Source organism: Gemmatimonadales bacterium (assembly GCA_036279355.1).
Lineage (GTDB): Bacteria > Gemmatimonadota > Gemmatimonadetes > Gemmatimonadales > GWC2-71-9 > DASQPE01.
This window is the reverse complement of the sequence record DASUJH010000019.1, coordinates 1-25,325: the sequence shown is the minus strand read 5'-3', so window position 1 is coordinate 25,325 and position 25,325 is coordinate 1. Positions and strand designations below refer to the sequence as shown.

Genomic DNA, 25,325 nt, shown 5'->3' with positions numbered 1-25,325 from the left:
TGGGGGTACGGCACTTGCCCGTGGGCCCCGCGTCGCGTGCCCCGGGCCGCCCGGCGCGGCGCACGCTCAAACGAAAGGACCTAGAGCAACATGGCTTCCAAGATCATCGGCATCGACCTGGGCACGACCAACTCGGTTGTCGCCGTCATGGAGGGCGGCGACCCGGTAGTGATCCCGAACGCCGAGGGCGGACGGACCACACCTTCGGTCGTCGCCTTCACCAAGGACGGCGAGCGGCTCGTGGGCCAGGTGGCCAAGCGCCAAGCCGTGACCAATCCCAAGCAGACCATTTTCTCCATCAAACGCTTCATGGGTCGCCGAATGAATGAGGTGACCGAGGAGACCAAGCGCGTCCCATACAAGATCGCGGCCGGCCCCAACGGCATGGCTGCGGTCGAGATCGCGGGCAAGACCTACACGCCGCCCGAAATCTCCGCGATGATCCTCCAGAAGATGAAGCAGACCGCCGAAGACTACCTCGGCAGCACCGTCACCGACGCCGTCATCACGGTGCCGGCCTACTTCAACGACGCCCAGCGCCAGGCCACCAAGGATGCCGGCCGCATCGCCGGGCTCGAGGTGAAGCGCATCATCAACGAGCCCACTGCCGCGGCGCTCGCCTACGGGCTCGACAAGAAAAAGGACGAGAAGGTCGCGGTGTTCGACCTGGGCGGCGGCACCTACGATATCTCCGTCCTCGAGCTGGCCGAGGGTGTCTTCGAGGTGAAGAGCACCAACGGCGACACCCACCTGGGCGGCGACGACTTCGACCAGCGGGTGATCGACTGGCTCGTGGCCGAGTTTCGCCGCGACCAGGGCATCGATCTCTCCAAGGACCCCATGGCCCTCCAGCGCCTCAAGGAGGCGGCGGAAAAGGCCAAGATGGAGCTGTCGAGCACCCAGCAGACCGACATCAATCTGCCGTTCATCACGGCGGACCAGAGCGGGCCCAAGCACCTCAACTACTCGCTCACCCGGGCCAAGTTCGAGCAACTGGTGGACGACCTGATCCAGCGGACCATTCCGCCGATGGAGCAGGCGCTCAAGGATGCCAACATCAAGCCGAATCAGATCGACGAAGTCATCCTCGTCGGCGGCTCGACCCGCATCCCGAAGATCCAGCAGATCGTGAAGGACTTCTTCGGCAAGGAGCCCAACCGCTCGGTGAACCCGGACGAGGTCGTGGCCATCGGCGCCGCAATCCAGGGCGGCGTGCTCGGCGGCGAGGTGAAGGACGTGCTCCTGCTCGACGTGACCCCGCTCTCGCTCGGCATCGAGACGCTGGGCGGCGTCACCACCGTGCTCATCCCGCGGAACACGACGATCCCGACCAAGAAGTCGGAGACCTTCTCGACCGCGGAGGACAACCAGACCACGGTCGAAATCCACGTGCTCCAGGGCGAACGGCAGATGGCGACGGATAACCGCACCATCGGCAAGTTCCAGCTCACCGGCATCCCGCCGGCACCCCGCGGCATGCCGCAGGTCGAGGTGGCGTTCGACATCGATGCCAACGGCATCCTCCACGTCTCGGCCAAGGACAAGGCGACGAACAAGGAGCAGAAGATCCGGATCGAGGCCTCGTCGGGCCTGAGCGAGACCGAGATCGACAAGATGGTGAAGGCCGCCGAGCAGCACGCGTCGGAGGATCAGCAGCGGCGCGACCAGATCGAGGCCCGCAACCAACTCGACGGCATGCTGTATCGGGTCGAGAAGGACAGCAAGGAGTGGGTCGACCGGCTCCCGGCCGACGCCAAGACCCGGCTCGACTCGGCGCTCGACGCCGGCAAGCAGGCGCTCCGCACCGGTGAGGCCGATGGCATCCGCCGCGCGCTGGACGAGCTGAACGCCGCTTACTCGGCGGCTGGCGCCGCGCTTTACCAGGCGCAGGGTGGGGGCACAGGTCAGGGCGCCGGTGCTGGCGCCGGCCCCGAAGCCGGCGGCCAGCCACAGGAACCCGCGGCCCAGGGGGATGTGGTGGATGCAGACTACGAGATAGTGGATGAGGGGAAGAAGTGAGCAAGAGTGTGTAATGGGGGAGATAGGTAGGCGGTAAGGGCGGTAAAGGCGGTAAGGACTCGGCCGGCGAGCACTTTACCGCCTTTACCGCCTTTACCGCCTTTACCGCCCTTACCGCCCGTTCTGTACCGCCCTTACCGTCCGTTTTACCCCCTCCTCTACCCCAAGGGCCCACAAACCCCGATATCTTAGATAGCCATGCGGTTCCACCTTTCCCCTCAGGGCTCCATGTCCACTCGCTCCCTCAACTGGCTCAAGTTCGGTGGTCTGGTCGCATTTGCTTTCGCGCTCGGCCTCCTCTTTGCCGGCCTTCTCGATTTACCCAGCCGCACTTCCGCCCAGGAGAAGGCCCGGCTCGCCAGCGCCATCCCCACCGTGCAGGCCCCGAGCATTCCGGCCGCCAAGCCGCTCATCGATCTGAGCGAGGCGTTTGCCGCCGTCGCCGATCACGTGCGGCCGAGCGTGGTTTACATCAAGGCGCAGCACACCGAAAAGCCGACTCAGCAACGGCTGCCGCCCGGCATGGAGCGGTTCTTTCCGCACTTCGGCCAACCCCAGCACCCCGAGCTCGAGCAAGGGAGTGGCTCGGGTTTCATCGTCTCCTCCGACGGATACATCCTCACCAACAACCACGTGGTCGAAGGCGCCGAGACGGTGATCGTCCGGCTGCTGGACCACCGGGAGTTCAAGGCCAAGGTCGTGGGCACGGACCCCAACACCGACGTGGCCGTTCTCCGGATCGATGCCAAGGGACTCCCCCCGGTGGCGCTCGGCAATAGCGACGATGCCCGGGTGGGGAGCTGGGTGCTGGCCATCGGCAATCCGCTCGGTGAGGGGCTCACCTTCACGGTGACGTCCGGCATCGTAAGCGCCAAGGGGCGCGCGCTGCAGAGCCTGCCGAACCGCGGGGTCGGGAGCATCCAGGACTTCATCCAGACCGACGCCGCGATCAACCCGGGCAATTCGGGCGGCCCGCTCGTGAGCGTGCGCGGCGAGGTCATCGGCATCAACTCGGCGATCGCGAGCCAGACCGGGTTCTACTCGGGGTACGGCTTCGCGATCCCCATCAACCTCGTGCGCACCGTGATGAATCAGCTCATCACCGACGGCAAGGTGCACCGCGCGGCACTCGGCGTCTCGATCGCCAACGTCTCGCTCAACGACGCGCAGTACGTCGGTCTGCCCGAGATCCGCGGCGTCGTGGTGAAGGACATCCCGAACGCGGACTCGCCCGCAAAGAAGGCGGGCATCGAGGCGGGGGACATCATCATCGCGATCGATGGGAAACCGGTCGAGTACGTCGGCCAGCTCCAGCAGGTGGTCGGCTTCCGCAAGCCCGGCGACGTCGTGAAGGTGGAGGTGGCGCGGAAGGGCGGCGTGCGGAAGACGTTCGATGTGAAGCTGGAGGCATTGGAGGACGAGCCGCAGGTCGCGGATCGGATGAACGCGCCCACCATCGACACCGAGGCCGTGGAAGCGGGCGGCAGCCTGCTCACCCGCCGGATGGGCGTGAGCGTCCAGGCGCTGACACCCCAGATCGCCCAGGAGCTGCAGATTCCGGCGGACGCGCGCGGCGTGCTGGTCACCAACGTCGTGCCGGGCGGCCCGTCGTGGGACGTGCTGTTCGACGAGGAGACCGGTGGGCCCGACGTGATCGTTGCGGTTGAGGGCAAGCCGGTAAAATCGGAGGCCGATCTTCGGGCGGCCGTCAAGGCGCAGAAGCCCGGCAGCGTGATTTCACTCCGGGTCTACAGCCCGAGCGCGCATCTTCGGCGGGTGGAACGAATCAAGCTGAGCGACGCCCAGTAACGCGTCGCGTGAGCGCAGTCACCGAGGAGGCGTCCGGCACGGCGTAAGTTCAGTGCCATGCCGGCGATGCTCATCCCGAGCGGTCGGACCCGCCGTTCGCGACCCAGGACATTTTCGATCGTGAAGACGTTTGTGGCGGCGACCATCGTCGCCACGGCTGCGGGCGTGGTGCTCCACTACGCATCCCTGCCCAACTTCGGGCGCCCCTTCGAAGGTCTGCCTCCGATGGATGTGGGGTTCGCCTACCACACCGCGGTTGCCGATGGCGCCCCCCCGGGCCAGCTCGCGGCGCTGCGCGGACAACGCGCCGCTGCGCTCGCCCACAACTGCAGCAATGCGCCGCGGGTCCGCATCAACACCTTGCTCGACTCCTTTCCCGAGTGGGACGACGGGATGCTCTCCGCCGCCGCATGCCGGCGCGTGGCCCCGTGGATGACACCCGCGCAGGTCCGGGCGGCGCTCGGGCCGCCGCGCCACATCGTGCCGTCGCTCGACGGCCTGCGGCCGGTCGAGCAGTGGCTCTATCCCACGGTCTCGGTATTCTTCTGGGACGGGCACGTCCGAAGCTGGCAATAGCCGCACGGGCAGCAGCCCGGACGCGCCGGATCGACACCACCCCATAACCCGAGGAGTGCCGCCCATGAACGAGGAGGCATTCAACCTATCGCTGCGCAAGTTGCTCAAGCAGTTCGGGGTCACCGCCCAGCGCGAGGTCGAGCGCGCGGTCGACGCCGGAATCAAATCGGGCGCGATCCGCGGCATCGAATCGCTGCCGGCGCGCGCCACGATGACGATCGCCGGCCTCGACGCGGAGATCGTCGTCGAGGGCCGCATCAACCTCGGGTGAGCACCGCCGCGTGACGCCGTTCGTCAAGCGCACGGACGTGGCGCTGGGCGGCGCGCGCACCTTGCCGGGCCGGTATTTCAGCTCGCCGGAAATTTTTGCGGAGGAGGAAGAGCGGATCTTCGCCCGCCGCTGGCTCTGCGTCGGCCGCGCGGCCGAGCTCGAGGCCGCCGGTGAGTACCTGCTCCAGGAGGTGGGGCCCGACAGCGTGATCGTGCTGAGGGACCGGGCCGGCGCGATCAGAGCCTTCCACAACGTTTGCCGGCATCGCGGCACCCGCCTCTGCGAGGCGCCGCGCGGCCGACTCGGCGCCACGATCCAGTGCCCCTACCACGGCTGGACCTGGTCGCTCGACGGACGGCTCGTGGCGGCGCCCTCGGCCGAAACGATCGAGAATTTCGAGCCGGGGGACTGGCCGTTGCATCCGGTGGCGAGCGCGGCTTGGGAGGGGTTCGTCTTCATCAATCTCGCCCGCGACCCGGAGCCCTTCGAAAACGCGTTCGCGCCGGTGCTCACCCGCTTCAGCCGGTTCCGCCTGCCGCGTCTCGTGCCGGCGCGCCGAACGACCTACGATGTGGCCTGCAATTGGAAGCTCATCCTCCAGAACTACTCCGAGTGCTATCACTGCCCGACGGTCCATCCGCCGCTCGTCAAGCTCTCGCCGCCCACGAGCGGCGAGAATGACCTCGTGAGCGGGCCCTTTCTCGGCGGCTACATGGAGATCGTGGAGGGCTGCGAGAGCCTCTCGCTCAGCGGTCGCGCGGCCGGGCTGCCGGTCGGACCGCTCCCCCCGGAGGACCGGCACCGGGTGTACTACTACTCGCTCTTTCCCAACCTGCTCCTGAGCCTCCACCCCGACTATGTCATGTACCACGCGGTGTGGCCGGAGGCGCCTGGACGGACCCGGGTGGTGTGCGAATGGCTGTTTGCGCCCGAAACTCTGGGCGACGCGCGTTTCTCGCCCGATGACGCGGTCGAGTTCTGGGATCAGATCAATCGGCAGGACTGGCACATCTGCGAGCGCGCGCAGCTCGGGGTACAGTCGCGCGCCTACAGTCCGGGGCCCTACTCTCGGCGCGAGGGGCTCGCGGCCGGCGTCGATCGCGAGGTGCTCATGGCCCTGGGGCGCGTGGCAGAATAGCGCTTCGCATCGCGCAGGATTTCGCGGGCCGCGTTGTAACCGCAGGCGCCCATCACCCCGCCACCCGGATGAGTTGCGGCGCCGCAGAGATAGAGGTTCCGGATCGGCGTGCGGTAATCGGCGTAGCCGGGGACGGGGCGCAGGAACGAGAGGCTCGAGAGCGTCATCGCCCCTTGCATGATGTTGCCGCCCGTGAGCCCGAAGCGCGCCTCGAGGTCCTTCGGCGTGAGCACCTGCCGCGCCGTCACGCTCCGCGCAAAGTTCGGCGCGTAGTCGTTCATGATCTCGATGCAGCGGTCCGCGTAGCGCTCCTTCCAGTAGTCGTGCGACCCCTCGCGCACCTCGTACGGGAAATACTGGGTGAACATCGACATCACGTGGCGACCTGGCGGCGCCACGGTGTCGTCGAGCACCGACGGGATCGTCGCCTCGATGACCGGGTGGCGCGAGGGCCGGCCGTGCTTCGCGTCGTCGTACGCCTCCTCGATGTAGGCGAGCGTGGGGCAGAGGTGAATGGTGCCGCGGTGCTGCGGGCCCGGCGCGGCACCGGGCAGGCATGAGAAGTCCGGCAACTCGCTCAGCGCGAGGTTGATCTTGCAGCTCCCGCTCGCATAGTCGATGGCGCGCACCGCCGCGGCGAAATCGGCCGGGAGCTCCGCCGGGTCGAGCAGCCGGAGAAACGTGGTGTGCGCGTCGGCCCCGGACGCCACCCGCGTTGCGGAAATCTTGCTGCCGTCGGCAAGCACGACGCCCGTGGCCACCCCGTCGCGCACGGCGATCTGCGCCACCGAGCTCCCCGTCCGGATGTCCGCGCCGTGCTCGCGCGCCGCCGCGGCAATGGCCTGGCTGATCCCGCCCATGCCTCCCCGCACGTAGCCCCATACGCCGCGCGCGCCGTCGCACTCGCCCATCACGTGGTGAAAGAGCACGTACGCCGTGCCCGGCATCGACGGCGAGGCCATCGCCCCGATGATCGCGTCGGTGGCGAGAGTGACCTTGAGCTGCTCCGACTCGAACCAGCGGTCGAGGATGGGCTGCGCGGCGCCGGTGAGGATTTCGGCGGCGCGCGGCGCGTCGGGCCCGAGGCGTCGGAAGCCCCACGCGAGCCGCGCGAGCTGTGCCAGGTCGCGGGGGTGATACGACCAGGGATTGGGGGGCGGCCGAAGCAACGTCGGCTCGATGAACGCGGCCACCCGCTCGAGCATCGCCTCGTAGGCCGGTAACGCCTCTGCGTCGGCGGCCGAGAATTTCGCGACCTCGCGGCGGGTGAGCGCCTTGTCGGGGCCGAGCAGGAGGTAGCGCTGATCGGGGAAGGGCGTGAACGACGAGGGATTCCGCGGCAGCATGGCAAAGCCGTGCCGCTTGAGCTCAAGATCGCGGATCACCTCGGGACGGAGCAGGCTGTTGACGTAGGCGCCGGTCGACACTTTGAAGCCGGGCCAGAGTTCTTCCGTGACGCACGCGCCGCCCAGCACCTCGCGCCGCTCGAGCACGAGCACGCGAAGTCCTGCGCGGGCGGCGTAAGCAGCGGTGACCAGCCCGTTGTGCCCGGCGCCGATTACAATGAGGTCGTATGTCGCCGTATCGTGTGTCGAAATCATCAAAACGCCGACCCGGAAGCGAGTCGGCGGAATTGTAGGCGCGCCCGCGCGGAGGCGGTAGCGACCGGCGGGCGCGGATCCCGCGCCCGCCCAGGCCTAATAGACGCCGGCGCTCGAATTCGCCAATTGATTCTCGATCGTGAAGCGGATGAACTGCCCGGAGTGGATCGTCAGCCGGTCGGTCGTGAGCCCGCCGGGGCTCCCGATCGGGTGGGCCTGGAGCTGAAAGTCCCCGCTGTCGCTCAGGTAGGCTGCGGGAATGTTGAACGTCTGCTCGCTAAAGCCGTTCACGAAACCGATGCGCTGCGAGATACCGCCGCTCAGCACGTACACCGCTGCATCGGCCCAGCCGTGATTGGCGACATCGACCTGGATCGGCGCCCCGGCGGCGAGGGCGCCGCCGAAGGCGAGCGGATCGGGGTTGCGCGCGCATGCCGGGCCGGCGGCCATGACCGCAGCGAAACTCGCGAGGGCAGCAAGTCCATGGAGGGGTCGCATATTTTTTCTCCTGCGCCTGCGTTTATGCATCGACCAACGTCGCCAAGGTAAGCCGGGGGCCGCCGGGTTGCCATGCGCCACGCTGCCGCCGCGCGGTGAGGCAGCGCACGCGCAGCTATCTTTGGGCGCCGCGCGCGAACGTGGCGGAATCGGCAGACGCGCAGGACTTAGGATCCTGTCCCGCAAGGGGTCCGGGTTCGACTCCCGGCGTTCGCATGCGAAGGGCGGTAGAGGCGGTAAGGACGTACCCTCTTTACCGCCATTTTTCCGGCGCCGGCAGGCATGGAAGCTGCTGAAAGTATTTGCGTCCGCGTCGTATGGTGCCGGCAGCGATGACTGAACGGCGTCGCGCGGACGAACTCCTTGATTCTCTCGAACAATTGTTGTCGTAGTACGGCGCTAGTCGTGGCCTGATCACCACACGCACCCAGGGCGGGGGCGGTAGTGGAGCGCTGGGACTTCGGGCAGGATAGGTGTAACGGTGTCGGAGCCGGCGTTCCGCGCGGACAACCCGCGCGAGGCGGTGACTCAGGCGATACACGCCGAACAATCCGGCGTGACGCAGCGCGCCGATGTTTCCCTGATGCAACGCTCGCCGCGGCCGGGCGCACGCCGCACCGGCATTCTCCACGTCCACAGCACCTATTCCCACGACGGGCGCGATTCCATCGCCCGGCTGCGCGCGCTGGCGCTCACGCGAGGCATCGGGTTCGTCGGTCTCACCGATCACGCCGAAGACCTCGACGCCCAGCGGTTTGCCGAGCTCTGCCGCGAATGCAGGGAGCAATCCGACTCGGCTGTGCGGATCATCCCCGGGCTCGAGTTCCGCTTTGCCGGGTTCCGCGGCCTCCACCTCCTCGCGTTCGGGCTCCGCGAATGGATCGCGCCGGCCACGCCGGAAGAGTTCGTGGCGCTCGCCCGCTCGCGCGCCGACTTCCTTGCGCTGGCCCACCCCAAGCTCTGCCGGGCCGAGCCGCCAAGGACGGTCCTGACGGGCGTGGATGCGGTGGAGGTCTGGAACGCTGCCTACAACACCAGGTACCTCCCCGACCCCAAGGCCATCGCGCTCTTGAGGCGCATTCGGCGCGAACGGACCAACGTGGTCGGGTTTGCCGGCCTGGACCAGCACGACGGCAGCAACGACCGCCAGACCCGCGTCGTCCTCGACCGTCCGGACGCCGAACCCCTCGACGAGCTCCGCGCGGGGCGCTTCACCAACGAGGGCCGCACCATGCGGTTCTCGGGTGCCACCGCATGGGACCCGGTTCGTCTCGGGCTGCTGTACGCGGTGCGCGCCATCTACGACCGGGTCGAGCGGTTCCAGGACCGCGCCGCGCGCGCGCGCAGCACCCGCCTCGCGCGGCGCGCGGCACTGCTCGCCAAGGCCGGGGCGCTCAACACCGAGCGCGCCGCGCCCGCGGATCCGCTCGCCGCATACCGCCGCCGGCTGCTCGAGGCAGAGGCTCGGGAGGACGCGCAGCAACGACGGTAAAGCGGTAGAGGCGTTAGGGACGCCCCTACCGCCTTTCCGCTTTCCCGCCCTTCCCGCTTAGATTCCTGCCCATGGCGGACATCTTAGTCGAAAAAACCTCCGAAGACGCCGCGTCCAAGTCGCTCCACGTCACCGTGCCGGTGGATCGGGTGCGCCAGGCGGAGACCCGGGCGGTCCAGTACTTCGCGCGGCGCGCGCGGCTGCCGGGGTTCCGGCCGGGCAAGGCGCCGGAGGGTGTCGTGCGCAAGCGATACACCGACGCCATCCGGCAATCGGTGCTCGAGGAAATCATTCGTGAGAGTTGGGAGACAGCCCGCAACAGCGAATCGCTCCAGCCCGTCGCCGATCCCTCCATCCGGAATCTCAAGTTCGAGGAAGGGAGGCCCGTCGAGTTCGAGCTTCTGGTCGAGGTGCGGCCCGAGCTCAACCTCGCGCGCACCGGCGGCTTCCGGGTGACGCGCCCGGCGGCCACCGTGACCGATGCAGCGGTCGACGAGCAACTTGAGCAGTTGCGCGAGGAGAAGGCCGCATGGCTTCCGGTCGAGGGAATGAAGCCGGTGCCGGGCCAGCTCGTGCGCGTGGACGTCGTGCCGCTCGACCAGGAGCCGAGCGCCACCTCGCAGCCATACTCCGTAATCCTCGGCCAGGGGCAGGCGATTCCCGATCTCGAAGAGAAGATCATGACGCTTCTCCCCGGGGAGAGCGTGGATGCCGAGGTGCGCTTTCCCGACGACCATCCGGACGCGAGCCGGCGGGGACAGACCCGGCGGGTGCGCGTCACGCTGCACGAGGTGAAGCGCCAGGAGCTTGCTCCGCTCGACGACGCCTTCGCGCGCGAGGTAGGCGAATTCGAGGACCTCGCTGGCCTGCGTGCCGCCGTGCGAGCCGACCTCGAGCGTGCCGCCGAGCATGAAGCCGATGCGAGCGTGCGCCAGCAGCTCATCAAGCAGGTGGTCGACGCCAACAACGTCCCGGCGCCGGAATCGCTGGTCCACCGCTTCCTCCATGCTTACGCGGACATGTACAAGGTTCCGCCCGACCAGCTCGCGGGGTTCGAGGCGCAGTTCCGGCCGGTTGCCGTGAGCCAGGTGCAACGCGACCTGGTGCTCGAGACGCTCGCCACGCAGCAGAACCTGCGGGCCACCGAGGCCGACCTCGATCAGCGCATTGCGAGCATGGCGGCGGCACGGAATCTGCCTGCGGGCGAGTTGTACGCGACCCTGCAGAAGGCCAACCGGCTGCCCGAGCTCGAGCGCTCCCTCACCGAGGAGAAGATGTTCGAGTTTCTCCTCCAGCAGTCCACCGTTGAAGAGGCAGGGGCTTGAATGGCCACGCTGTATCCACCGTACATCATCGAGCGATCGAGCCGCGGAGAGCGGACCTACGACATCTTCTCCCGGCTGCTGATGGACCGCATCGTCTTCCTCGGTGCGCCGATCAACGATGACGTCTCCAACATCATCATCGCGCAGCTGCTCTTTCTCGAGGCGGACAACCCCGAGAAGGACATCTACCTGTACATCAATTCGCCGGGCGGCATCGTCTCCTCCGGCATGGCGATCTACGACACGATGCAGCACCTCCGCGCGCCGGTGAACACGATCTGCATGGGCATGGCGGCTTCGATGGGCTCATTCCTGCTCGCGGCGGGCACCAAGGGTCGGCGGAGCGCCCTGCCCCACTCGCGGATCATGATCCACCAGCCGTCGGGCGGCGCGCAGGGCACCGCGGCCGACATCGAGATCCAGGCCCGCGAGATCCTGTACCTCCGCTCCAAGCTCAACAAGCTGTACGCCGAGCACACCGGCCAGTCGGTCGAGACGATCGAGCGCGACATGGACCGCGACCGCTTCATGAGCGCCGAGGAAGCCAAGGCGTACGGCCTCATCGACAGCGTGTTCACGCCGCGGCGGGAGCTGGTGCCGCACGACGGCAACGGACACGAGACTTGACGCTCCCGCGGGCGGCGGCCAGTTTTCCGGCCGGCCCTCCGAACCTTTCCACCTGAGCACGACCCGGCGTCATGTCGAACGACAAGCATCTTCGGTGCTCCTTCTGCGGGAAGTCCAAGGACTCGGTCCGGAAATTCATCTCCGGCCCGTCGGTTTACATCTGCAACGAGTGCATCACGCTCTGCAATGAGATCCTGGCCGAGGATGAAGAGCGCGAAGTCGCCGACAGCATCACCCAGGTTCCGACGCCGCAGGAAATCAAGGACGTCCTCGACCAGTACGTGATCGGGCAGGAGCGGGCCAAGCGGACGCTGGCTGTCGCAGTGTACAACCACTATAAGCGCATCAACGCCTCGGGCAGCCGGGAGGCCGAGGTCGAGCTGGACAAGTCCAACATCCTGCTGCTGGGTCCGACCGGCGTCGGCAAGACGCTGCTCGCGCAGACGCTCGCCCGCATTCTCGACGTCCCCTTCACCATCGCCGACGCCACCACGCTCACCGAGGCGGGCTACGTGGGTGAAGACGTGGAGAACATCCTGGTTCGGCTGCTCCAGGCCGGCGACTTCAACGTCGCCGAGTGCGAGCGCGGCATCGTCTACATCGATGAGATCGATAAGATCGCCCGGAAGAGCGAGAACCCGAGCATCACGCGCGATGTGTCGGGCGAGGGGGTGCAGCAGGCGCTGCTCAAGATTCTCGAGGGCACCGTGGCGTCGGTGCCGCCCCAGGGCGGCCGCAAGCATCCGCAGCAGGAATACATCCAGATCAACACCAAGGACATCCTGTTCATCTGCGGCGGCGCGTTCGACGGGCTGGAGAAGATCATCCAGGCCCGTACCGGCCGGCAGCAGATCGGCTTCAGCACCGACGGCAATGGCCGGGGCCACGAGCCGGACAAGCAGAACCCCTACGCCGACGTCGAGCCGGACGACCTCCTCCGGTTCGGGCTCATCCCCGAGCTGGTGGGCCGGCTGCCGGTCGTGGTGGCGCTCGAGGCGTTGGACGAGAACGCGCTGATGCGGATCCTGGTGGAGCCCAAGAACGCGCTCACCAAGCAGTACCGGAAGCTCTTCGAGCTGGAGAACGTGGGGCTCACCTTCGACAACGAGGCGCTCCGCGCCGTGGCGCAGAAGGCGCTCAAGCGCGGCACCGGCGCGCGCGGGCTCCGCTCCATCCTCGAGACGATGATGACCGACATCATGTTCGACCTGCCCACGCGGGACGACGTGCGCGAGGTCATCATCACCCGGGAGTCGATCAACGAATCGGTCACCCCGATGATCGTCACCGAGCGCGCGCGCACCAAGCGGGAGGCTTGAGCAACCCGCTCGCCGGCCTGCCGATCGAGTTCGTCGGCTCCTTTCCCGATCCCCTTACACCGTTCGTTCCGCCGCTGCCGGAGGTCGCCCTGATCGGGCGATCCAACGTCGGCAAGTCGAGTCTGCTCAACGCCCTGGTGGGGCGCCCGGGGCTCGCGCGGGTGAGCGGAACGCCGGGCAAGACCACTCTGCTCAACGCCTTCAGACTGCCCGCGTTTTATCTGGTGGATTTGCCCGGCTACGGCTTTGCGCGGGCGAGCAAGGCGGCGCGCGCGGGCTACGCCCGCCTCGTCAACGGCTACCTTCGCGAGCGCCCGCGCCTGGCCGGCGTGGTCTGGCTGCTCGACGCGCGCCACGCACCGTCGGCGCAGGACCTCGCGATGCAGGCGCTGCTCATCGAGAGCGGGCGCCCGGTGCTCGCGGCGCTCACCAAGGCTGACAAGCTGGGCCGGGGCGCGCAGCGCGCGCGGGCAAGCGCGCTTGCCCGGGATCTCGGCCTGCCCGACGACCAGGTGCAGCTCACGAGTGCCCGGCTCGGCGAGGGGCTGGGTGAGCTGGGATCGGCGATCGTGGAGCTGGTGCGGAGAGCGGCGTAGCGGGCGCACGCCGCTCGAGCGCCCCTAGAAGTCCGCGCCGATGGTGAGGTAAAAGCTCCGCCCGGGCGAGGGCAGAATGCCCGGCCCCGGATACTCGTCGGTGCGGCGGGTGAAGTAGCGTTCGTCGGTCAGGTTGTTGACGCCGGCGCCGAGCGTGTAGCGGGGGCCCACGCGCATCTGGCCCGATACATCGAGCAGCGCGTACGCCGGCACGAGCCCCACGTTGGCATCGTTGCCACCGATCGTGTTGTTCGCGTCCCCGAACGCCTGGCTCACCGTCGAAAGCTGCACCGCGCCCGATGCCGACCCGCGCGCGTAGCGTGCGCCCACCCGATTCACGTACTTCGGCGCGTACTCCACCCGGTTGCCGGCGAATTCGCCTTCGACATACCTGGCATCGGTGAAGGCGAACGCGTCGAAGAGCGACAGCTCGGCGATCGGACTCAGCTCGATGTAGCTCTCGACGCCGCGGTGCACGCTGGTCGCCACGTTGGTGCGGAGCGTGAACGGCGTACCGTCCGGGTCGGTAGCCGAGACGAGCCCGATGCGATCGCCGTACTCGATGCGGAAGAGGCCGACGTCGAACCTGAGCAGCGAGCCGAGCGTGCCGCGCCAGCCCAGGTCCGCGGTCATGCCGCTCGCGTCGTGCAGGTTGGGATCGATGCGGCTCACCGTGGCAAACGGCGTGAGCGACGAGTACTCGATCGGGCGGTACGAGCGGGAGATGCTCCCGTAGAGCGACGTCGTGGGCGTGGTGCGGACCTCGGCCGCCACGCCGGGCAGCGCAAAGGTCCGGCTCCGGGCAAGTCCCGAAAACGTGGTGTCGGTGTAGCCGGTCGCGGAGGAGCGGAGGTACTCGAACCGGATACCCGGCGTCACCGTGACGCGTTCGCCCAGGCGCACGAGCTGCTCGACGTGAGCCGCCAGATTGGTGTTGTAGAACTGAATGTCTTTCTCAAACGGCCCGCCGTAGAGGCCGAGGTCGAAGTCGGACCCGGTCGAGCCCGGCCCACCGCTCTGCCGGTGCATCCGGCCGGTGAAGGCGCGCACACCGGCGGCAAAGGTGCCGGTGCGGCCCAGAAGCGGGAACGAGTACGCGAGGCGCGACTCGAGCGTCGCGTTGGTGAACCGCTCACGCTCGACTTCGCGCGGAACGAACTGGCCGGTGCTTGGGTCCACGGCGTCCACGGCGCCGGCGCCGCCGTCTTCGTTGCGCCAGACGAGGTAGCGCTGGCTCAGGTTGCCCCACGCCGTCGTATGCAGGGTCAGGTTGGGATTGGGCGAGTAGTCGGCCGTGAGCGCGAGGATGTTCCAGGGACTCCCGAGCCAGTTGCGGAAGCGGAAGGAGCTGCGCGGGTCGGCGGCAAACTCCGCGTTGGTGAGCCCGCCCGGCATCCGGATGCGGTTGCGGAACAGCGTGTACTCGGCGCCCAGCCTCCAATTATGCGACGGCCGCCAGCGGATGCGGCCGAAGCCGGTGATCTGCCGCGTCGAATTGTTGGGGCGCCAGCCGTCCTGGGTCCGCGCCTGGAGAAAGCCGTAGTACGTGACCGACCCGGCGCCACCGCCGACATCGGCAAAGCCGTTCAGCGTCTCGAAGCTGCCGCCGGTGAGCCGGGTCCGGATCTCAGGCGGCCCGGGCACGCCGTCGCGGATCACGTAGTTTACCATGCCGCCGAACTGGGAACCGAAGTCGAGCGACGACGCGCCGCGCACGAGCTCGACCCGGTCGAGCGCTTCGGCGGGCGGAAGGAAGTACGTCTCGGGATAGCCGTACGGATCGGCCGCGATGTTGTAGCCGTCCTGCCGAACGTTTACCTCGACCGACTGCGTCGGGTTGAGCCCGCGGAAGCCGATGCCGTTCGACGGGAATCCGGCACCTTCGGTTTCCGCGACGGTGAGCCCGGGCACGCGGCCCAGGATCTGGCGGGAGACATTTTGCGCCGCGTTCACGTCGAGCGAGTCGAGTGCCAGCACCTCGGTCTTCTTGCCGGCGTAGATCGCGCCGCCGCTCACGTCGTCCATTCGGCCGACCGCGTGCTCCGGCCGGCGCCGAGCGGGCGCGTCGGTCGTGACGCTGAGATCGGCAAGCCGCTGCACCGCGCGCGCGAGGGCGACGTCGACGTGCGCCGATTCGCCGGCGGTCACCTGAACCTTCGTCTGCACCGGTGCCAAGCCTATGGCATTGACCGAGAGGCGGTAGGAGCCGGGGGCGACGTTTTCGATGCGGAAGTGACCGGTGCTGTCGGTACGGGCTGCCGCGACGGTGCGGTCGAGCACCACTTCCGCGTCGCTGACCGCGCCGGTCGGACCGCTCACCACGCCCTCGATGGCGCCGGGCGCCGGCTGCTGCGCGGGTCGCTGCGCCAGCGAGTGTGCGGGGCGCGCAAGGGTGATCGCTGCGGCGGCGAGGAGCGTTGCGAGACGGTCGAGTCGGCGCATCGACTGGAGTTGATTGAGTGAGAATGAAACTCAACTGCAAGTATATTCCCTAACAACGTATTCCCCATTCCCTTGCCTGTCAACTCGCCACCCGCCGAAATTGCTGACACACTTCTGGGAACCGGCCGCGTGCAGCTCCCATTTCAATCCCGCCCCGCCTCCGCCTCCGCCCCGGCCCTCGCCTTTGCGGCCGCGGGCGCCATCGCCGGCTGCCTGCTGCTCGCGCTCGCTGCGTCAGGCACGGGCGGAGCCGCTCGCGTGGTGCTCGCACTCGTCGGCGCCGCCCTCGTGGCCGGCGGAGCCGCGGCCTTTGCGTACCGGCACTGGACCCACGCTCAGGCGGCCGATGCGCGCCGCGACGCCGCCGCGAGCCAACTCGACCGCCGCATCAGCGAGCTCTTCTCCCTCCAGGAGCTGAGCTTCGTCCTCTCCGAATCCATCCAACTCGACCGCATCGCCGACCAGGTGGCCCGCTATGCGTCGCGCTTCCTGCAAGCTGACGGCGCGCTCGTGGCCCTCGCCGACGATGCCGAAGCTGGACGGCTGCGCGTTGCGGCTGCCGTAGGTTCGCTCGCGCGCTTTCAGGGCCGCCTCGCTGAGCCGTCCGACACGGCGCTCGTGCAGCACGCGATTGCGCTCGAGCGGATCCAAGTGGCCCAGGGCGTGGCCGCTCCGAACGTCCACCTGCTCGGCGGGATCACGGTGCGCTCGGCGGCCGTCGCCCCGCTCCGGGCGCAGGGCGTGAGCCTGGGTGCGCTCGCGGTGGTCGACCGGCGCGAGGGGCCGTTCACCACCGAAGACCTCTGGCTCCTCTCGACGGTGGCGACGCAGACCTCGGTCGTGGCCGCCAACGGCCGGCTGTTCGAGATGGTCCGGCGCAGCACCGAGGCGTGGGAAACGGCCTTCAACGCCCTCGCCGAGGGGATCGCCGTGGTGGGCAACGACGGCACGGTGATTCGGGCGAATCGCGCCCTTGCCGCGCTTGCCGGCGTGGGCGAGGCGGAGCTGGTCGGCCGCAACTTTTTCGAAATCGTGGGTGGCTCGGCGGAACTGAAGGACGGGCTCTTGCAGCGTGCCGCCGGCCCCGAGCGTCCGGCGCCGGTCGAGGTGCGGCGCGAGCGCGACCGGCACACGTTGCGGCTCACCGCCGCGCCGATCGCCGGCTCGGCCATGGGGGGCGCGGCCGTGATCCTGGTCGAAGATGTGACCGAGCAGCGCGCGCTCGAGGCTCAGGTGATCCAGAACGAGAAGATGGCGCTGGTGGGCCAGCTCGTGTCGGGCGTGGCGCACGAGCTCAACAACCCGCTCACCTCGATCGCCGGGCTCGCGGAGCTGCTGCTCGAGCCCAACCGCCTGCCCGAGGCCCCGCGCGAGCACCTGCGCGTGATCCACGAGCAGGCCGAGCGGGCGAGCCGCATCGTGCGGAACCTGCTCACCTTTGCGCGGAAGGGGACGCCGGAGAAGACCGCCGTCGATTTGAACGACGTGGTCGCGCGCACCTCGCTGCTCGTCGCGTACGAGCTCGAGCTGCGCGGCATCGAGCTGGACGCGCGCCTCGCGCCGGCGCCCGTGTTAGTGCTGGCCGACCGCTATGAGCTGCAGCAGGTACTCCTCAACCTGCTCACCAACGCCGTGCAGGCCGTGAGCGAGCTCGCGCCGGGCCGCGCGCGCCGGATCACGCTCGTCACCGCCGGCAGCGACAGCCGCGCGGAGCTGCGCGTGGCCGACACCGGACCGGGCGTGCCAGCCGCGCACGTGCCGCATCTTTTCACGCCGTTCTTCACGACCAAGGCGCCGGGCCACGGCACCGGGCTCGGGCTATCGCTGAGCTACGGATTGATCGAGTCGCACGGCGGACGTCTGGATTACGGCCCGGCACCGGAAGGCGGCGCCGAATTCGTCGTCACGCTGCCGGCGCACGAGGGCGGCGCACTGGAGCGGGCGCAGGCGGCTGGTGCCGCGGGGACCGCCGAGGGTGGCCGGCGTCGGATCCTCGTGGCAGACGACGATGTTGGCGTGCAGCGGACGGTGGGCGCGCTGCTCGCTCCCGACGGCCACATCATCGAAGCGGCGCGCACGGGTGAGCAGGCCCTGCGGCTCGCGCGCGCGCAATCCTACGATCTGGTGATCGCCGATGGTCAGCTCACGGCCGACGGCAGCCGCTCGTTCGTGCGCGCGCTGCTCGAGCTCCGGCCCGAGTGGCGCGAACGCCTGGTCGTGACCGGAGATCCGCGCGCCTCGGGGGCACATTCGGCTGCCGTGATCCACTGGATGGCCAAGCCGTTCAACCTGCGCGATCTGCGCGCGCTGGCGGGACGCATCCTGGAGGGCTAGGATGGATCCCTACATCCAGCTTCCATTGACTTGACGAGGCGATCATGGCCGAGCCGAAGATCATCGCGGTGATAGGTGCGACGGGCGCGCAGGGCGGCGGACTGGTCCGCGCGATTCAGGCGGACCCGGGCGGCGGGTTCCGGGCGCGGGCCATCACCCGCAACACTGATTCTGAGAAGGCGCGCGCGCTCGCCAAGCTGGGCGCGGAAGTGGTGGCGGCCGACGTCGACGATCCCGCCAGCGTGCGGCGCGCATTCGACGGCGCGTACGGCGCGTTCTGCGTGACGTTTTTCTGGGATCACTTTTCGCCCGAGCGCGAAGCCGCCGAGGCGAAGACGATGGCGACGGCAGCGAGGGATGCCGGGGTTCAGCACGCCATCTGGTCGACGCTCGAGGACACCCGGATCCTGGTCCCACTCAGTGACAACAGGATGCCAACCCTCATGGAGCACTACAAGGTGCCGCACTTTGATGCCAAGGGCGCGTCGAACCACTACTTCACCGACCTCGGCGTGCCGGTGACCTTTCTGCTCACGTCGTTCTATTGGGAGAACTTCATCTACTTCGGCTCGGGCCCGAAGCCCGGGCCGGATGGGACGCTGCTGCTCACGATGCCGATGGCCGACAAGCGCCTCGCGGGCATCGCTTCGGAGGACATCGGCCGGTGCGCCTACGGCATTTTCAAGGCCGGCCGCAGGTATATCGGCAAGACCGTCGGTATCGTGGGCGAGTTCCTGACGGGGACGCAGATGGCGGCGTCGCTCGGGAAGGCGCTCGGCCGCGAGGTGCGCTACAACGCGGTGTCGCCGGCGACGTACCGGGGGTTCGGGTTTCCGGGCGCCGAGGATCTCGGCAACATGTTCCAGTACTACGCCGAGTTCGAGCCGGAGTTCATGGCGTCGCGCGACCCCGGCGTGTCGCGCGCGCTGAATCCCGCGTTGCAGACCCTCGATGAGTGGCTCGCCGAGAACAAGGAGCGGATTCCGCTCGAGTGAGCGCGGCGCGGCCCGGCGCCGCCTACGGGCGGACGGCGAACCCGCGCGACCTGAGATAGGCGCGCGCTTCGGGAATAGTCGAGCCCGCGAAGTGAAAGATCGAGGCGGCGAGCACGCCATGTGCTCCCGCCTCGAGTGCGTCTGCCAGATGGGCGAGCGACCCGGCGCCGCCCGACGCGATCACCGGAATCCGCACCGCGGCGGCCGCAGTCTCGAGGAGCGGCAGGTCGTAGCCCAACTGCGTGCCGTCGCGGTCCATCGAGGTCAGCAGGATTTCGCCGGCGCCGAGGCGCTCCAGCTCGCCGATCCACTCGACGGCCTCGCGCGGCGTCGGTTCCCGGCCGCCCGTCACCATCACCGTGAGCTTTCCGTCGACCCGCTTCACGTCGACCGCGGCCACGATGCACTGCGAGCCGAAGCTCGCGGCGAGCCGGTCGACCAGCGAGGGGTCACGCACCGCGGCGGTGTTGACGGCGATCTTGTCGGCGCCGGCGCGGAGTGCACGGCCGGCGTCGTCCACCGACCGGATGCCGCCGCCCACGGTGAACGGGATGAAGATGCTATCCGCCACCCGGCTTACCATGTCGAGCGTGGTGCGACGGTCTTCGTGGCTTGCGGAGATGTCGAGGAAGACCAGCTCGTCGGCGCCTTCGGCGTCGTACCGCGCGGCTTGGGCGACGGGATCGCCGGCGTCACGCAGCGACTCGAAGTGCACGCCCTTCACCACCCGTCCCCCCGCCACATCGAGGCAGGGGATGATCCGGCGCGCGAGCATGCGACCTTACGCGCCGCGCCGGCCGCCGCCCACGCGGAGCACGTCCTCCACCGCGCCCGCGTCGCCACCGCCGAGCAGGACGAGGACATCGTCCACGGCGCGCCGCTCGCGCGGCCAGGTGAACCGCTGCCGGGCCGCATCGGGCGTGAGCCAGGCCGACGCATCGTGCTCGCGCCCGAGCCGCGCGGCGGCGGCCGCCTCGACGAACGCGGCGAACACCGGCACCAGCGCCACCTCGTCGATCCGGTGCTGATAGAACAGCTCCACCCGGCTCAGGTTGTAGAGCCGGAGCGGCGCGAAGCCGGTCTCTTCCGTGAGCTCGCGCCGCGCCGCGTCGGCCGGGGTCTCACCGGCCTCGATGTGGCCGTGCACCGTCTCCCAGGAGCCCGGGCAGCGCCCGCCGGGCGCGCGCCGGAGTGCCAGCAGCTCGAGTCCGGCGGCAGCGGCGCGGACCACGTACACATCGACCAGCGACACGCGGGTCGTGGTCACGGAGTCCATCCGGCGAACGCGGCGAGGAGGGCGACGCCGGCGCGCTGCGATTTCTCCGGGTGGAACTGCGCGCCGAGCACGTTGTCGCGACCGACGAGCGTGGGGAACGCGTAGTCGTAGTCCGCCGTGGCGAGCACCTCGTCGTCAGGCAGTTCCGCGGGGTGGTAGCTGTGCACGTGGTAGTAGAACTCCCCATCGGGCAGCGCGGCGCACACGAGCGCATGCTTTCGCCCGGCATCCGTCGGCGTCACCCGGGCCCATCCCACGTGCGGGATCGGCAGATCCACGGCAAGGCGGCGGACGCGTCCCGGCAGGAGTCCCAAGCCGCGCGCGGCCGGCGCCTCCTCGCTTTCGCTGAAGCAAAGCTGCATGCCGAGGCAGATGCCGAACACAGGGCGTCCGGCGCGCGCCACCTCGCGCACCGCGTCGCCCAGCCCTGAGTCGCGGAGATTGCGCGAGCCCTGGCCGAAGTGGCCGACGCCGGGAATCACCACGCGGTCCGCGGCACGCACCCGGGCCGGGTCGGTAGTGAGCTCGGCCGGATGGCCGCCAGCGGCAAGCGCCCGCACGACGCTGCGCAGGTTGTTCACCCCGTAGTCCACCACCGCGATCACAGGACGCCCTTGGTCGACGGGATGCCCTCGACGCGCGCATCGAGCTGCGTGGCGCCGTCGAGCGCGCGCGCGAACGCCTTGACCGCGGCCTCGACGATGTGGTGCGGGTTGTCGCCGCGGATGAGGTCGAGGTGACAGGTGAGCCCGGCGTTGAGCACGAGGGCGCGGAAGAACTCCGGCGTGAGAAACACGTCGTAGTCGCCCAGCATCTGCCACTTGGGGATGTCGATGTTGTACGAGAGAAACGGCCGGCCGGAGACGTCGACCACCGCCCGTACCAGCGCTTCGTCGAGCGGCACCAGCGCGTCGGCGTAGCGGCGGATGCCGGCGCGCGAGCCCAGCGCCCGCGCGATGGCCTGGCCCAGCGCGATGCCGGTGTCCTCGACGGTGTGGTGCCCATCGACGTGTAGATCGCCTTCGGCGACGATGCTCAGGTCGAGCAGCGCGTGCCGGCCGAGCGCCTCGAGCATGTGGTCGAAGAAGCCGATACCGGTGCGCGCCTCGACCTTGCCACGTCCGTCGAGGTCGAGCCGCACGCGGAGATCGGTTTCCTTGGTGGTGCGGGTGATGTCCGCCACGCGCGGCGCGGCGGCGCTCACGGGCCCCCCTCGAAAACCGCGGTGAGCGCCGCGACCACGGCGTCCATATCGTCCGGCGTGCCGATCGAGATGCGGAGGCACTCGGCCAATTCCGCCGCGGCGGACACGTCGCGCACGAGGATCCCGTGCTCCTCGACCAGGCGGCGGAACACCTCGGCCGCCGGCACCGCGTGGCAGCGGATGAGAACGAAGTTGGCGGCCGAGGGATACACGGTGAGGCCGCCGATGGCGCGGAGCCGCGCAACCGTCCGGTCGCGCGTGGCGACGATCTCACCGATCTGCGCTTCGCGCACCTCGGGATGCCGGAGCAGCACCTCGGCCGCGGCGAGCGTGATCGTGTTCACGTTGTAGGGGAGCTTGGCCTTGGCGATCTCGCGCGCGACGGCCGGGTGCGCGAGCGCCACGCCGAACCGGAGCCCGGCCGCACCATACGCCTTCGAGAACGTGCGCAGCACGACGACGCGCGGCGACGATGCAAGCAGTCCGAGCGCCGTGGGGCCGCCGAAATCCTGATACGCCTCGTCGCAGACGACGAGCGCGTCGGTGGCATCGAGGATGCGCTCCACGCCGTCGTCGGGGAGCGCGGAGCCGGTGGGGTTGTTGGGCGAGTTGAGCACGATGACGCGCGCCTGCTCGCGCACTGCCACGGCGATCAGCGACTCGATTCCGTAGCGAAACTCCGGGCCGAACGCGACGGGCACGTAGCGCCCGCCGAGCACGTTGGTGAGCAGCCGGTAGAGGGAGAATGTGGGCGTCGGAGCCACGACGCGGTCGCCGGCGTCGAGCGCCGTCGCGAGCGTCGCCTGGATCAGCTCGTTCGAGCCGTTGCCGGTGAGAATGCCGTCAGCCGGCCAGTCGTAGCGCGCGGCGAGTGCGGCGAGGAGGCTCGTCGGCGCGAACTCCGGGTAGCGGTTCCAGGGCAGCGCGGCCGCGCGGTCGAGGATCTCGCGCTTGAGCGCGGCCGGCAGGTCGTACGGGTTTTCGTTCTGGTTGAGCTTGCGGCGGGAGCCGGGCGCGGTGAGCGTGTAGGCCGCCTGGCCGCGCACGGCGGCCTTGATCTGCGCGAGACCGGCGCCGGCGTCGGTGAGCGGGGCTTTCATCGGCCGCGGCGGCCGAGGACGGCCTCCAGCCGGGACGCGAGGGAGCGCGCGCGGAACGGCTTGCTCAGGAAATCATCGGCGCCCAGGTCGAAGACGCGGACCTCATTATCCTCGTCTCCCTTGGCGGTGAGCACCACGACCGGGATCTCGCGGGTGGCGGGACGCGAGCGCAAGCGCGCGAGGACGTCATAGCCGTCGAGCCCCGGGAGGTTGAGGTCGAGCACGATGATGTCCGGGGCGCGGCGATCCACTTCGTCGAGCGCGCGCACGCCGTCCGCCGCCTCGTACACCGTGTAGCCCTCGCGCTCGAGCAGATCGCGCATTACGCGGCGCAACTGGTCCTCGTCGTCCACCAGCAACACCGAGATGCCGCGCCGACGCCCGTCAGCCTGCTCCGCCGGCTCGACCGGCTCGTCGAGCAGCTCCATCTCCATAGAGACGCCGGAGAGCGGGGGAGCCGGCGCCGGAGGGGCCGCGGAAACCGGGGCGGCCGGTCCGTTGCCGGGCGAAGCCGGCGCGTTGCGCCGCGGGCGTGGGGGTGCTGCCGGCACGGGAGCTTGGGCCGCGCGAGCGTCGGGCTCCGGCACGTCCGTGACCCGGAGCAACTCGTCCACGCTCGTCTCGCCGGATATCACGTGGCGCAGCGCGCTCTCCCAGAGGCTCCGCATCCCCCCCTTCCCGGCCAACTCCGCGACGCGGTCCGCGCCGGCGCCGGCGCCGATCTCCCGCTCGAGCTCGGGCGTCATCGTGAGCACCTCGACTACGCCGAAGCGGCCCTTGTATCCGGTCATAGTGCACTCGGGACATCCCACCGCGCGAAAGAGCGTGGTACCGGGCGGCAGGAGACGCGCCACCCGGTCCGGCGGCAGCTCGGTGCTCGGCGCCCGACACGAGGTGCAGAGTCGGCGGAGCAGCCGCTGCGCCACGACGCCGCGTAGCGCGGAGGCGATCTTGTACGCCTCGAGCCCCATGTCGAGCAGGCGGGTGACCGAGCTGGCCGCGTCATTCGTGTGCAGCGTCGAGAGCACCAGGTGGCCTGTCAGCGACGCCTGCAGCGCGATCTGCGCGGTTTCGCGGTCGCGGATCTCGCCCACCAGCAGCACGTCGGGGTCCTGCCGCAAGATCGACCGGAGCGCGGAGGCGAACGTGAGCCCGGTCTTCTCCTGCACCTGCACCTGGACGATGTTCTGCCCCAGCCGATATTCGACCGGGTCCTCCACCGTCACGATGTTCACGCCCTCGTGCTGCACCAGCCGGAGCGCCGAATAGAGCGTCGTCGTCTTGCCGGAGCCGGTGGGTCCGGTGACCAGGACGATGCCCTCCTTGTGGCGCAGGAGCCGCGCGATTTGCTCCGCCTCGTCCGGGTGGAGGCCGAGGCCATCCAGCGCGAGCACGGTGGTGCGGCTGCTCAGGATGCGGATCACGACCTTCTCGCCCAGCGTGGCCGGGAGGGTCGAGATGCGGAGATCGAGCGCTTCGCCGTTCACCGAAATTCGGGCGCGGCCGTCCTGGGGCCGCAGCCGGTCGGCGATGTCGAGGCCGGACATGATCTTGATGCGCGAGATGAGTGGCAGCCCGGCCGAGCGCGGGAGCTTCATGACCTGGCGCAGCACGCCGTCGATGCGGTAGCGCACGGCGACGCCGCCCTCGATCGGCTCGACGTGGATGTCGCTCGCGCGGCTGGTGGCACCGTCGGCGAGCATCATGTCCACCAGGCGGATGATGGGCCGCTGGCTCGCCTCCTCGGCGGTGGCCGCCGCCTCGTCGTCGTCCTTGAGTTCCGCGACGTCGAAAGTGGTGCCGATGCCCTCGAGCAGCTTGTTCACCACGTCCTCCGCCCGGTACAGCTCGTCGAGCTTCTCGCGGATGGTGAGCGGCGAGCCGAGCAGCAGCCGCACCTCGCGCCCGGTGGCGAACGCCAGCGTCTTCTCGGCGTCGAGGTCGAAGGGGTTGGCGGTGGCCACCTCGAGCACGGCGTCGGTGATCCGGACCGGCAGCACGTGGAACTTGCGGACCAGTTGCTCCGGCACGGCGGTCTTGAGCGCCGGGTCGAGCTTGGTCACGTCGGCCACGGGAAACCGGAACCGGGCCGCGACGGCGGCGAGGATCTTTGCGTCGCTTACGAGCCGGCGCGTGAGCAGCAGCTCCCAGAGGGAGACCGGTGCGGTGCCGTCGGCCTGGCGGAGCGCGTGCACCGCGTCCGCCGCCAGCAACGGTTCGACGATCGGCACCAACCATTCATCGGTGAACTGCATGGCGCGGCTCGATGCGGCAGTGGGGAAACAGGCGAAGCGGCTTGGGGGAACCGGACGCGAAAGATAAGGCCGCATGCGGCGCGCGGGGTAGGGCGTGACCGAAGTCACCGACGCATGTTCAACGTTGCGCGACCGTGCGCATGGACCTCAGACCGGGAGAGATACGATGAACGGCCGACGGATGCTCGCCGCCGGCGCCGCTGCCGCAGGGCTGGTGCTTGCGGGCGCGGCCGGTGCCGCATTCGCCGCGGAGCGGCGGGCGCGACGGTGGTTCAGTTTCCGCGGCAAGGTGGCGCTCGTGACCGGCGGCTCGCGCGGCCTGGGCCTGGTATTGGCGCGCCAGTTGGCCCGGGCCGGCGCGCGGGTGGCCATCTGCGCACGTGACGAAGCCGAGCTCGCGCGGGCGCGGGCGCAGATCGCGGCTGCGGGCGATGGTGCGGGCGGCGCC

Annotated in this window: 22 protein-coding genes and 1 tRNA gene; 14 read left to right on the top strand and 9 right to left on the bottom strand. The window is 69.2% G+C overall.

Annotated elements, in window-relative coordinates; all coding sequences use genetic code 11:
• Positions 1-90 precede the first annotated feature (90 nt).
• The 5 genes from dnaK to VFW66_03935 all read left to right on the top strand — a co-directional run bounded on the left by dnaK (position 91) and on the right by VFW66_03935 (position 5,813).
• Positions 91-2,019 carry a molecular chaperone DnaK gene (dnaK, locus tag VFW66_03955; protein ID HEX5385834.1) on the top strand — a complete coding sequence of 643 codons (1,929 nt, stop codon included), beginning with the start codon at positions 91-93 and terminating at the stop codon, positions 2,017-2,019.
• 228 nt (positions 2,020-2,247) lie between these two features.
• On the top strand, positions 2,248-3,828 hold the full coding sequence (locus tag VFW66_03950) for a trypsin-like peptidase domain-containing protein (protein HEX5385833.1): 1,581 nt from the start codon (positions 2,248-2,250) through the stop codon (positions 3,826-3,828).
• Positions 3,829-3,948: 120 nt separating this feature from the next.
• Positions 3,949-4,404 (top strand): hypothetical protein, encoded by a 456-nt coding sequence (locus VFW66_03945; protein ID HEX5385832.1) that lies wholly within the window; start codon positions 3,949-3,951, stop codon positions 4,402-4,404.
• A gap of 64 nt (positions 4,405-4,468) precedes the next feature.
• Positions 4,469-4,675 (top strand): DUF6494 family protein, encoded by a 207-nt coding sequence (locus VFW66_03940; GenBank protein ID HEX5385831.1) that lies wholly within the window; start codon positions 4,469-4,471, stop codon positions 4,673-4,675.
• A 10-nt stretch (positions 4,676-4,685) separates the two neighbouring features.
• A complete protein-coding gene (locus tag VFW66_03935; protein HEX5385830.1) occupies positions 4,686-5,813 on the top strand; it encodes an aromatic ring-hydroxylating dioxygenase subunit alpha in 1,128 nt (375 codons plus the stop codon).
• Here the strand turns inward: VFW66_03935 and VFW66_03930 are convergent.
• Both VFW66_03930 and VFW66_03925 read right to left on the bottom strand, forming a co-directional pair.
• Positions 5,738-7,414 carry an NAD(P)/FAD-dependent oxidoreductase gene (locus VFW66_03930; protein ID HEX5385829.1) on the bottom strand — a complete coding sequence of 559 codons (1,677 nt, stop codon included), beginning with the start codon at positions 7,412-7,414 and terminating at the stop codon, positions 5,738-5,740. The genes VFW66_03935 and VFW66_03930 overlap by 76 nt on opposite strands.
• A gap of 96 nt (positions 7,415-7,510) precedes the next feature.
• A complete protein-coding gene (locus tag VFW66_03925) occupies positions 7,511-7,912 on the bottom strand; it encodes a hypothetical protein (GenBank protein HEX5385828.1) in 402 nt (133 codons plus the stop codon).
• A gap of 134 nt (positions 7,913-8,046) precedes the next feature.
• On the opposite strand from VFW66_03925, the gene VFW66_03920 reads away from it, so the two are divergent.
• The 6 genes from VFW66_03920 to yihA all read left to right on the top strand — a co-directional run bounded on the left by VFW66_03920 (position 8,047) and on the right by yihA (position 13,271).
• A tRNA-Leu gene (locus VFW66_03920) sits at positions 8,047-8,128 on the top strand.
• Positions 8,129-8,495: 367 nt separating this feature from the next.
• Positions 8,496-9,404 (top strand): PHP domain-containing protein, encoded by a 909-nt coding sequence (locus VFW66_03915; GenBank protein ID HEX5385827.1) that lies wholly within the window; start codon positions 8,496-8,498, stop codon positions 9,402-9,404.
• Between the two features lie 71 nt (positions 9,405-9,475).
• Positions 9,476-10,729: a trigger factor gene (tig, locus tag VFW66_03910; GenBank protein ID HEX5385826.1), complete on the top strand. Its 1,254-nt coding sequence runs from the start codon at positions 9,476-9,478 to the stop codon at positions 10,727-10,729.
• On the top strand, positions 10,730-11,356 hold the full coding sequence (clpP, locus tag VFW66_03905) for an ATP-dependent Clp endopeptidase proteolytic subunit ClpP (GenBank protein HEX5385825.1): 627 nt from the start codon (positions 10,730-10,732) through the stop codon (positions 11,354-11,356).
• A gap of 71 nt (positions 11,357-11,427) precedes the next feature.
• Positions 11,428-12,675: an ATP-dependent Clp protease ATP-binding subunit ClpX gene (gene clpX, locus VFW66_03900; GenBank protein HEX5385824.1), complete on the top strand. Its 1,248-nt coding sequence runs from the start codon at positions 11,428-11,430 to the stop codon at positions 12,673-12,675.
• A complete protein-coding gene (yihA, locus tag VFW66_03895; protein HEX5385823.1) occupies positions 12,672-13,271 on the top strand; it encodes a ribosome biogenesis GTP-binding protein YihA/YsxC in 600 nt (199 codons plus the stop codon). The genes clpX and yihA overlap by 4 nt, the downstream gene beginning before the upstream one ends.
• A 24-nt stretch (positions 13,272-13,295) precedes the next feature.
• Here the strand turns inward: yihA and VFW66_03890 are convergent, their stop codons facing one another.
• Complete coding sequence (locus tag VFW66_03890; GenBank protein ID HEX5385822.1) at positions 13,296-15,713, bottom strand: TonB-dependent receptor; 2,418 nt, start codon at positions 15,711-15,713, stop codon at positions 13,296-13,298.
• Between the two features lie 129 nt (positions 15,714-15,842).
• Here VFW66_03890 and VFW66_03885 point away from each other — a divergent pair, with 129 nt between their 5' ends.
• Together VFW66_03885 and VFW66_03880 are read left to right on the top strand one after the other, a co-directional pair.
• On the top strand, positions 15,843-18,047 hold the full coding sequence (locus tag VFW66_03885) for an ATP-binding protein (protein HEX5385821.1): 2,205 nt from the start codon (positions 15,843-15,845) through the stop codon (positions 18,045-18,047).
• 44 nt (positions 18,048-18,091) lie between these two features.
• Positions 18,092-19,042 (top strand): NmrA/HSCARG family protein, encoded by a 951-nt coding sequence (locus VFW66_03880; GenBank protein ID HEX5385820.1) that lies wholly within the window; start codon positions 18,092-18,094, stop codon positions 19,040-19,042.
• A gap of 22 nt (positions 19,043-19,064) precedes the next feature.
• On the opposite strand, the gene hisF is transcribed toward VFW66_03880, so the two are convergent.
• Genes hisF through VFW66_03850 form a run of 6 tightly spaced genes read right to left on the bottom strand, consistent with a single transcriptional unit; the run spans position 19,065 to position 24,877 of the window.
• Positions 19,065-19,817, bottom strand: coding sequence for an imidazole glycerol phosphate synthase subunit HisF (gene hisF, locus VFW66_03875; protein ID HEX5385819.1), 753 nt, complete (start codon positions 19,815-19,817; stop codon positions 19,065-19,067).
• Between the two features lie 6 nt (positions 19,818-19,823).
• Positions 19,824-20,309: an NUDIX domain-containing protein gene (locus tag VFW66_03870; GenBank protein ID HEX5385818.1), complete on the bottom strand. Its 486-nt coding sequence runs from the start codon at positions 20,307-20,309 to the stop codon at positions 19,824-19,826.
• Entirely contained in the window at positions 20,306-20,923 is a 618-nt protein-coding gene (hisH, locus tag VFW66_03865) for an imidazole glycerol phosphate synthase subunit HisH (GenBank protein ID HEX5385817.1), read from the bottom strand. Before hisH ends, VFW66_03870 begins: the two co-directional genes overlap by 4 nt.
• Complete coding sequence (gene hisB, locus VFW66_03860) at positions 20,920-21,522, bottom strand: imidazoleglycerol-phosphate dehydratase HisB (protein ID HEX5385816.1); 603 nt, start codon at positions 21,520-21,522, stop codon at positions 20,920-20,922. The genes hisH and hisB overlap by 4 nt, the downstream gene beginning before the upstream one ends.
• Positions 21,519-22,622, bottom strand: a complete 1,104-nt coding sequence (gene hisC, locus VFW66_03855) for a histidinol-phosphate transaminase (GenBank protein HEX5385815.1) — start codon at positions 22,620-22,622, stop codon at positions 21,519-21,521. Before hisC ends, hisB begins: the two co-directional genes overlap by 4 nt.
• Positions 22,619-24,877 carry a type II/IV secretion system protein gene (locus VFW66_03850; protein HEX5385814.1) on the bottom strand — a complete coding sequence of 753 codons (2,259 nt, stop codon included), beginning with the start codon at positions 24,875-24,877 and terminating at the stop codon, positions 22,619-22,621. The genes hisC and VFW66_03850 overlap by 4 nt, the downstream gene beginning before the upstream one ends.
• A 166-nt stretch (positions 24,878-25,043) precedes the next feature.
• On the opposite strand from VFW66_03850, the gene VFW66_03845 reads away from it, so the two are divergent.
• The coding region (locus VFW66_03845) for an SDR family NAD(P)-dependent oxidoreductase (GenBank protein HEX5385813.1) at positions 25,044-25,325 on the top strand (282 nt) is incomplete at its 3' end.